This window comes from Sphingobium sp. SA916, from assembly GCF_002894065.1.
GTDB classification, from domain to species: domain Bacteria; phylum Pseudomonadota; class Alphaproteobacteria; order Sphingomonadales; family Sphingomonadaceae; genus Sphingobium; species Sphingobium fuliginis.
The window spans coordinates 1-9,146 of sequence record NZ_LXYF01000095.1; the positions used below are offsets into that span (position 1 = coordinate 1).

6 protein-coding genes are annotated in these 9,146 nt (G+C 64.6%); all 6 read left to right on the top strand.

Annotated elements, in window-relative coordinates:
• A partial coding sequence (locus A8G00_RS25395; protein WP_172451962.1) for an Ig-like domain-containing protein occupies positions 1 to 443 on the top strand: 443 nt, incomplete at its 5' end.
• A complete protein-coding gene (locus A8G00_RS23115; protein ID WP_253258072.1) occupies positions 397 to 1,947 on the top strand; it encodes an Ig-like domain-containing protein in 1,551 nt (516 codons plus the stop codon). The genes A8G00_RS25395 and A8G00_RS23115, both read left to right, overlap by 47 nt.
• Positions 1,948 to 2,038: 91 nt before the next feature.
• Positions 2,039 to 3,361 (top strand): TolC family protein, encoded by a 1,323-nt coding sequence (locus tag A8G00_RS23120; RefSeq protein WP_099185857.1) that lies wholly within the window; start codon positions 2,039 to 2,041, stop codon positions 3,359 to 3,361.
• Positions 3,354 to 5,513 carry a type I secretion system permease/ATPase gene (locus tag A8G00_RS23125; protein WP_099185997.1) on the top strand — a complete coding sequence of 720 codons (2,160 nt, stop codon included), beginning with the start codon at positions 3,354 to 3,356 and terminating at the stop codon, positions 5,511 to 5,513. The genes A8G00_RS23120 and A8G00_RS23125 overlap by 8 nt, the downstream gene beginning before the upstream one ends.
• Complete coding sequence (locus A8G00_RS23130) at positions 5,510 to 6,712, top strand: HlyD family type I secretion periplasmic adaptor subunit (RefSeq protein ID WP_037482550.1); 1,203 nt, start codon at positions 5,510 to 5,512, stop codon at positions 6,710 to 6,712. The genes A8G00_RS23125 and A8G00_RS23130 overlap by 4 nt, the downstream gene beginning before the upstream one ends.
• A 232-nt stretch (positions 6,713 to 6,944) precedes the next feature.
• A complete protein-coding gene (locus tag A8G00_RS23135) occupies positions 6,945 to 8,354 on the top strand; it encodes a porin (RefSeq protein ID WP_099185856.1) in 1,410 nt (469 codons plus the stop codon).
• Positions 8,355 to 9,146: the final 792 nt, after the last annotated feature.

Below are 9,146 nucleotides of genomic sequence, written 5' to 3' on the forward strand. Positions count from 1 at the left end.
CGATCACCGGGGCCAGCGACAATGCCGGTTCGATCCTAGGCGGCGTGATTTCGGGAGGGTCGACCGACGACACGACGCCGACCCTTTCCGGAACCGGTGCGGAAGCGAACGGGACCGTTTCGGTCTATGACGGCAGCACCCTGCTGGGCACGGCGACGGCGGACGCTTCGGGCAACTGGAATTTCACGCCCACCGCTCCGCTGGGCGAGGGGGCGCACAGCTTCACCGCCGTTGGCGTCGACGCAGCAGGCAATGCCAGCATTGCCTCGGCGCCTTATGCGCTGACGATAGACCTCACCGTCCCGGCCGCGCCGACGATTACCGGCGTCAGCGACAATATGGGCTCGGTGCTGGGCGCGGTGGCTGGGAGGGGCGACGGACGACACAACGCCGACCATTTCGGGAACAGGCGCGGAGGCGAACGCCAACGTCTCCGTCTATGATGGCAGCACGCTGCTGGGCACCGCAACGGCGGATGGATCGGGCAACTGGAATTTCACGCCGACAACGCCCTTAGGCAATGGACCGCACAGCTTCACCGCCGTCGTGACGGATGCCGTGGGCAATGCGGGCCTGGCGTCGGCGCCCTATGCCATAGCCATCGATACCGTCGCCCCGACCGCCACGGTCGCGATCACGGCCCTGCGCGACGACACGCAGGTGGTGGGCGACTGGGCCACCGACGATACGTCCCCGACCATCACAGGCACGTTGAGCGCACCGCTGGCCGGCGGAGAGCGGGTCGAGGTCAGCCTGGATGGCGGCGCCACCTGGAGGCAGGCGGCGACCAGCGGCACCAGCTGGTCCTACGGTCCCGGCACGCTCGGCGCCGGCGGCCATGTGGTGGACGTGCGCGTAGTGGATGCGGTCGGCAATGTGGGCTCCACGGCCGCCCAGCCGATCACCATCACGAACGTCAACGACGCGCCCATCGTCCTGGCATCGGACAGCAGCCTGCTGGGGCTTGTCAGTGCGGAAGCCCTGGGCCTGCTCGACATCGGCAGCCAGGCCTTCGTGGCGATCGATCCGGAGAACAGTCTGCAAAGCGTCGTGCTGGACTTTACGCCCCTGCTGACCGTCGGCACGCAGGTCTTCACCGTGTCGCAGGATCTGGCGACCGAACTCGGCCTTGCGGTCAACGTCAACAACCAGTTCGTGACCGTGCTGGGGACGCCCGTCTCCACCATCTCCTCGACCATGACGATAACGGCGCTGGATGGCGGGCCGATCGACAATATGGCCATCAACGAATTGCTGAGGGCGGTGCATTTCAATTCACCGCTTGGTCTCAACGTGAACCTGCTGTCAGGCATCAGCATCACGGCGACCGATACGGCCGGCGCGTCGCGGACGGACAATGCGGCCAGTCTGCTCGACGCCAATCTGCTCAACACCCTGCTTGGCGGCAGCAGCGATCCGACCATTTTGGAGGGCACGGCCGGCGTCAACATATTGACCGGCACCGCGGCCAATGAGCATCTCTACGGCTATGGCGGCGCCGATATTCTCCAGGGTGGCGGCGGCAACGACATATTGCGCGGCGGCGCCGGCGCCGACACATTGGACGGCGGCACCGGGAACGACATATTGCTGTTCGACGCGGCCGATACGCTGATCGACGGCGGGGCGGGCGCTGATGCGCTGCTCGTCCGCGGCGACAGCAGCGTGTCGCTGAACCTCGATGCGGCGACCAATATCCGCAATATGGAACGGATCGACCTGGGCGTGGGCGATACCGGACACAGCCTCACCTTGACGGAGGCCGGCATCATCCAGGCGACGGATGCGAACCGGCAACTCATCATCACGGGCGAGAATAACGACAGCGTGACCATGACCGGTGCGGTCCATGTCGGCCAGGCGCTGGTCGATAATCACGCCTATGAGCAATATAGTCTGGGAACCACGACCGTGCTCATCGAAGATCCCGTGCTGGTGGTGGTTTGATGCCGTCACCTGCCAGAGGGCAGGGGCGGGAGAGGGGCCACTGATGCGGAAGCGGAAAGGGATTTTCCCGCCCTTGGCCGGGAAGATTCTCATGCTCCTTGGCTTTGCCCTGGCGGAAGCGCTCCACGCCGGTGCCGCTTCCGCCGCGCCCGCCGATCCCGTCGCCGATCCCCCTCCAGTGCATGGCAGCAGGATCGGCCTTGCCGATGCGGTCGGGCTGACGCTTGCCCGCCATCCCGATCTCGCCCGCGCCCGCGCCACATTGGCCCGGGGGCGGGCCGATCTGGGGGCGGCGCGCAGCCTGTGGACGCCGCAGCTTTCCTATCAGGCGAACCTGGGGCCCAATATGCTGTCGGGCAAAAGCGGCTCCGGCCTCAACGACAATATGGCGGGGCCCAGCCTGACGCTCAACCAGCTTGCCTGGGATTTCGGTCGGACAAAGGGAGAGATCGGCTATGCCCGTTCGACCGAGAAGCAGCGCCGGTTCGAACTGGAATCGGCGGCCGACCAGTTGGCGGAGACAGGCGCGCTCGCCTATCTCGACGTGAAGCGGTTCGAGCTGCTGGAACTCGAAACCGCAAAGCATGTCCAGTCGCTGGAGCATCTCCAGATGCTGATCCAGTTGCGGGTGGATGCCGGGCTTTCCGATCGTTCCGACCTGTTGCTGGCCGATGTGCGGGTGGAAAGCGCCCGCGGCGACCAGATCCAGGCCGGATCGTCGCTGACGGCGGCCAAGGTGACGCTGGCCAATCTCATCGGCGTCATGCCGGAGGCCTATGACGATCCGGCGCAGGCGATCGAACGGTTCGCGTCCCATGACGGGGAGCCTGATTTCGCCACATTGCCTGCCGTGGCCGCCGCCGAACAGGCCGAACAGGCGGCATCGGCGCGGGTAGGGCAGGCGCGGGCCGAGCGCTTCCCGCGCCTTGGCATCCAGCTTGGCTACAGCCGTAACAATTATACCTACAACAACAGGGACGACGCCTTTTCCGCCATGGTGACGGTGACCGGCGACCTGGTTCGCCGGTCCAACCGTTATGCCGTGAAGGCGGCCGAGGAGGACCGCCGCGCCGCGCAGGCGACGAAGGAGTCGACGATCCTCGACATCCGCGGCCGGGCCCTTGCCGCGCGGGAGCAGATCAGGGGCGGTTATCTGCGCATCCAGGCCTATCGCCGCCAGGAACAGCAGGCCGTCGATGCCAGCGCGATCTTCCTGGAGGAATATAAGCTCGGCAAGCGCAGCCTCACTGAACTGCTGAATGCCGAACTGGAAATCTACCGCGCGGCGAGCGCCAGGATCGCGGCGGAATACGACATATTGGGTGCGCGGGTCCAATATGAGAATGTCTTCGGCCAGCTTCGGCAATCGCTTGGCCTGCCCTCCAGCATGACACAGGACGATGGCGATGGCTGATCGGGAAATCGGCGCAGGACGCAATTGGATCGCGGCCATCGTCGCGCTTGCCGGCCTGAAAGGGATAGGGTTGACGGAGGCGGAACTGACCGGCCGGCTGGCATGGTCCGGCCATGAGGGCGACCCGCGCGATGAATTGCGGCAGGCGGCCCGGCTGTCCGGAATCCAGCTCGACCTGGTCGATGTCCGGCCTGACGAGGTGCCGGACATGATGCTGCCGGCCCTGTTCGAAATGCGCGAAGGGGTGGTTGCCGTCCTCCACCGGCGCGGCGCCGACAGCGTCCTGTTTTCGGTACCCGGATTGTCGGGCCAGACCATGCTCGAAATCCCGCGCGCCGAATTTGCGGAGAAGGCGACGGGCCGCGCCGGTCTGGTGGAGGCGCTTTCGACCAGGGCGCGTGATGCCCGTATCGACGCCTTCCTCCGCAAAAGCAGGCGGTCCTGGTTCTGGGACACGGTGCTCAGCGACCGGCGCGGCTATGGGGAGATCGTGCTTGCCTCGCTTTTCGGCAATCTGCTGACCTTCGGCACGTCGCTCTTCGCCATGCAGGTATGGGACCGCGTCATTCCCGCCCGGTCGATCCCCACGCTTTGGGTGCTTGCGCTGGGGACGCTGATGGCGCTGCTGCTCGAACTGCTGCTGCGCACCTCCCGGGTGGTGGTGGTGGACCGGATCGGACGGCGGGCCGACCTTGCGATCTCCTCCAGGATATTCGCCCGCGCGCTCGACATCCGCAACGATGCCCGGCCCAAGTCGACCGGCGCCTTCATCGCCCAGTTGCGCGACATAGAGCAGATCCGGGAACTGCTGACCTCCACCACCGTGTCCGCGCTGGTCGACCTGCCCTTCATCATCCTCTTCCTGGCGCTGTTCACCATGCTGGCGGGGCCGCTGACCTTCGTGCTGCTGGCGGCGCTCATCCTCATCGTGGTGCCGGGGCTTCTCCTGCAAATTCCCCTTGGGCGGCTGGCGAAGGAGGGCATGCGGGAAGCCGCGCTGCGCAACGCCATGCTCGTGGAATCCATAGAGCGCATCGACGAGATCAAGACCGCGCAGGCCGAGCCCCGCTTCCAGTCCCTATGGGAACGGTTCACCGTGACCGGCGCCCGCGTCGGGGCGGAGCAGCGCTTCTTCGCCGCCCTGTTTTCCAACTGGTCCCAGACCCTGCAGCAGCTTGCCTATACAGCGGTGGTCGTCGCCGGGGCCTATCGGGTGATGGACGGCGACATGACCATGGGCGCGCTGATCGCCTGTTCCATCCTCACCAGCCGCGCGCTGGTGCTGTTCGTGCCGCTGGGGCAGGTCTTCACCCGCTGGCAGAGCGCGAAGGTCGCCATCGGCGCGCTCAACGACATTATGGAAAAGCCCGTGGACCACGATCCCGAAGCGGGGCTCCTCCGCCGCACCCTGTTGCGCGGCAATTATGAGATCGAAAATCTCCTCTATGCCTATGACGCGGAATCGCCGGCGGTATTGAGGATCGACCGGCTCTCGATCCGGCAGGGGGAACGGATCGCCCTGCTGGGCAAGATCGGCGCGGGAAAGTCGACATTGCTTCGCCAGCTTTCGGGGCTGGCGCGGCCGACCTCCGGCAAGCTGTTGCTCGACGGCACGAGCATGGCGCTGATCAACCCGGCCGACATTCGCAGGGAAACGGGCTATCTGGGGCAGGGCGCGCAACTGTTCCTGGGCACCATACGCGAGAACCTGCTGGTGGGCGCGCCCCATGCCAGCGACGAGGATATGGTGGCGGCGCTGGCCGTCACGGGTGGCCTGCCGCTCGTCCAGAACCAGTCTCAGGGTCTCGACCTCCTGTTGCAGGAGGGCGGCGCAGGCCTTTCGGGCGGCCAGCGCCAGACGCTACTGCTTGCCCGCACCTTGCTGCGCAAGGGCAATATCCTGCTGCTGGACGAGCCATCCGCGCCGCTGGACGAGAATAGCGAGCGGCATCTGGTGCGCGAACTCAACCAATGGCTGGGCGACCGCACGCTGATCGTCACGACCAACCGGTCCGGACTGCTCGGACTGGTCGATCGCATCATCGTGATAGAGCGCGGTGCGGTGGTCATGGACGGCCCCAGGGACAAGGTGATCGCCACGCTGGCCGGGCCCAGGGCCGGCGCCCGCGTCACGGGAGGGGCACAGGCATGACGACGCAAACGAAGACGGCGTCCCCCCTGCTGCGCGATGCGGCAGGGAAGGAGAGCGACTGGCTGGCCTTCGCGGAGAAGCTGAGGGTCATTCCCATCATTTCCCTGGGCGTGACGGCCTTTCTGGTCTGGGCGTGGTTCGGCACGCTGGACGAGGTCGCGGTCGGTCCCGGCAAAGTGACGCCTCCGTCGCGTTCCCAGGTCATCCAGAGCCTGGAAGGCGGCATCGTCGACGGCATCTTCGTCCATGAAGGGGACATCGTCCAGCCGCGCCAGAAGCTGGCGACGCTCGACCGCGCGCGGTTCAGTTCCACCCTGGGCGAGTCCGTCGCCAAGGCGCGCTCGCTGGAGGCCGCGGCAGCCCGGCTGGAGGCGGAGATCACTGGCGGAGAGCCCCGGTTCGGCGCGGAGGTCCGCCAGACTCCGGGACTGGTCGAGCGGGAGATGGAACTGCTCCGTTCCCGGCGCCAGAATCTTCAGGTCGCCACGGCCAGCCTGCGGGAATCGCTCGCGCTCGTCCGCCGCCAGCTTCAGATGACCACGCCACTGGTCGAACTGGGCGCGGCCAACAAGGTCGAGGTCATCCAGCTCCAGCGGCAGGAAAATGAACTGCAGGCCAAGCTCGATTCCCTGCGCAACCAGTTCATCATCGAGGCCAATGACGATTATGCGAAGACAAAGGCCGAACTGGAAGTGGTCGATCAGGTGATGAGCGGCCGGCGCGATCAGTTGAACCGCACCATCTTGACCTCTCCGGTGCGGGGGATCGTCAAGAATCTGGAAGTGACGACCATTGGCGGCGTGCTCCAGCCCGGCGGTTCGCTGATGGAGATCGTGCCGCTGGAGGACAAGCTGCTCATCGAAGCGCGCATCAGCCCGCGCGACATCGCCTTCATTCGTCCGGGGCTGCCCGCGACGGTCAAGATCACCGCCTATGATCCGTCCATCTACGGTACGCTGGACGGCACGGTCGACCGCATCTCCCCCGACACCCTGCAGGATGAGGTCAATCGCGATCAGGTCTTCTACCGCGTCTATGTCCGCACCCGGCATTCCAGCCTGCGGACCAAAGACGGCAAGGACCACGCCATCATGCCCGGCATGGTCGCGACGGTCGAAATCCGCACCGGCCGCAAGACCGTGCTCGATTATCTGATGAAGCCGATCAACAAGGCCAAGGAAGCCATGCGCGAGAGATAGGGTCGGAAAAGGTCCTCCAAAAAACTACGGCACATGCACTTTCCCGTCATCTGGCCCTGCTATCGAGAAGCGGGGAGCAGCCTGCCCGGACCTGCGGGGCAATGGTGCGGCCACCTGTCATCAAAATGAAATATTACTGTCATCCCATTGTCGCTGAAATGCCATAGCCGCCGCACCCAGTGGACACAGGGGGAGTCAGTCGGTGCCGGTGAAGATGTTCAAAAGCAGGGTTATGATGGTAAGCCTGCTGGCGCTGATGCCGGAGGTGGCGCACGCCCAGAGCAATGTGGAACTGCAACGCCAGATCGATGAACTGAAGGCGCAGGTGCAGGCGCTGACATCCGCGCTCGCCGCCAGCAGGTCCGCGCCCGCCGCCGCGGAGCCCGCTGCGGCCGTTCCTGTCTCTGCCGCTACGCCATCTGCCGCCCTGGCCAGTGCACCCGTGCAGCCGCCGGCCGCCGCGCCCGCATCGGCCCCGGAAGCCAGGTCGAAGGCGTGGTACGAACGGCTCTCGCTTCGGGGCTATACCCAGATGCGCTACAATGCCTTTCTGTCAGGCGACGATAGCGCGCCTGCCGGCGTTTCCCGCCTTCGATCGGTCCATGACAGTTCGATCTCGGACCGGGGCAGCTTTTCGCTGCGCCGTGCGCGGCTGGTGCTCCAGGGCGACATTTCCGATCGCGTGTCGCTCTATCTTCAATCCGATTTCGCCACCGCGGTGAACAACCAGGCGGGGAGCGAGCGGCGGGAGGGCTTCGCTCAATTGCGGGACGCCTATGCCGACGTCTTCCTTGACAAGGGGAAGAGTTTCCGGCTGCGTTTCGGCCAGTCGAAGGTGCCTTTTGGCTGGGAGAATATGCAGTCCTCGTCCAACCGCCTGACGCTCGATCGCAGCGATGCAATTAACAGCGCGGTACCCAGCGAACGAGACCTTGGTATTGTCGGCTATTATACCCCACCTTCGGTGCAGAAAATCTGGGATCGGCTGTCGCATGACGGCCAGAAGCTGTTCGGCAATTACGGCGCATTCGGCATAGGCGCCTTTAACGGGCAGGGCACCAACAGGACGGAACAGAATCGGGGTCTGATGAAGGTCGCCTTCGCTACCTGGCCTTTCGAACTGGATGGCCTGGGCGAAGCCTTGGCCGGGCAGGTGTTCGAAATCGGCGGCTCTGCAATGATGAATGACGTGCAGCCCGAACTGCGCAGCGGCTCGGTCAGTTCCGTGGCCTATGATGACGATCGCCTCGGCATCCACGCCATGCTCTACCCGCAGCCCTTCGGTATCCAGGCAGAATGGAACTGGGGCAAGGGGCCGGAATATGATCGCGCCAGCCAATCCATCCTGACCAGGAAGCTGAACGGCGGTTATGTCCAGATGATGTACCGCATGCCCACGGACTCGATCGGTACGCTGATGCCCTATGGCCGCTGGCAATATTATCGCGGCGGGTGGAAGGCGGGCACGAATGCGCCGCGTCTGGAAACCGACGAATTGGAACTGGGCGTCGAATGGCAGCCGTGGAAAGCGCTGGAATTCACCCTTGCCTTCGCCCGAATGAAGCGCGCCGAAGCCGACGAACGCCGTACAGGTCGTGCGGAAGGCAATCTTATCCGTACACAGGTGCAATGGAATTACTGAGGCATGGGGGAGGGTGCTCTTAAAACGCTCTTCCTTCGCGATTGGAGGCAGGTGGGCGACGGACACCGTATCTTGCAGCGCTCTATCTCACCATCTCACCATTGAAGCGACGCCAGCGCCCTGTTCCGGTTGAGCAAGTCCACGCCCGAACCGTAGGAGGGGAAGTCCATCCCATGTCCGATTTTCAGCTATGTGGCACCAGCGGCTGACTGGCCCGAAATGGTCGACTGCGGGGCGATTGCTTTCTCGACAGGAATGGCGGCGTCCGTGAAGAATGCCCATAACCCCTCAAAATAGCGGCGAAAGGATGAACTGCCGATCTGGAAGAGAGGTGCCGCGTTGCGACGGGGCGCTCCCGTTCTGCAATGGTGGTTCAGCGTTGACGGTTCAAGACTGACCGCCTGAGCCGCGCACACGCAGCGTTGAAAAAGCTGCCCCATGGGGCGTCCGCAACGCAGGGCGGAGTTGAGGGATGCTGAGAGGCTGTCGCTTCCCCATATCTCCATCCCTTCACCGGATTTTTGCGATGGGAAGATGCAGGGCGGGCGTCGCCTCATAAAGCTGGTCACGCCTGACGGAGAGTATCTGCGAGGAGAAGCCTGATTGGCACCGCTCTCGGGCTTTCGGCATCGTCAGCGGTGCAGAACCCAGGAAAGGGTGGTGCCCAAGCCTGTCTGTCGTCAGAACATTTGGCGCAGATCGCGGCGTAGATTAGCGGAGCGCGGGCCTCGTCCTGGGGTTGATATTAAGCGGCGAGCTTGCGGTGCTGCAAGCGTCGGTGTTCGATGGTCT

Bases quoted from the DNA above. Each gene is read 5' to 3' on its own strand.
- A8G00_RS23120 (WP_099185857.1), top strand. From the start codon at position 2,039: ATGCTCCTTGGCTTTGCCCTGGCGGAAGCGCTCCACGCCGGTGCCGCT.
- A8G00_RS23125 (WP_099185997.1), top strand. From the start codon at position 3,354: ATGGCTGATCGGGAAATCGGCGCAGGACGCAATTGGATCGCGGCCATC.
- A8G00_RS23130 (WP_037482550.1), top strand. From the start codon at position 5,510: ATGACGACGCAAACGAAGACGGCGTCCCCCCTGCTGCGCGATGCGGCA.
- A8G00_RS23135 (WP_099185856.1), top strand. From the start codon at position 6,945: ATGATGGTAAGCCTGCTGGCGCTGATGCCGGAGGTGGCGCACGCCCAG.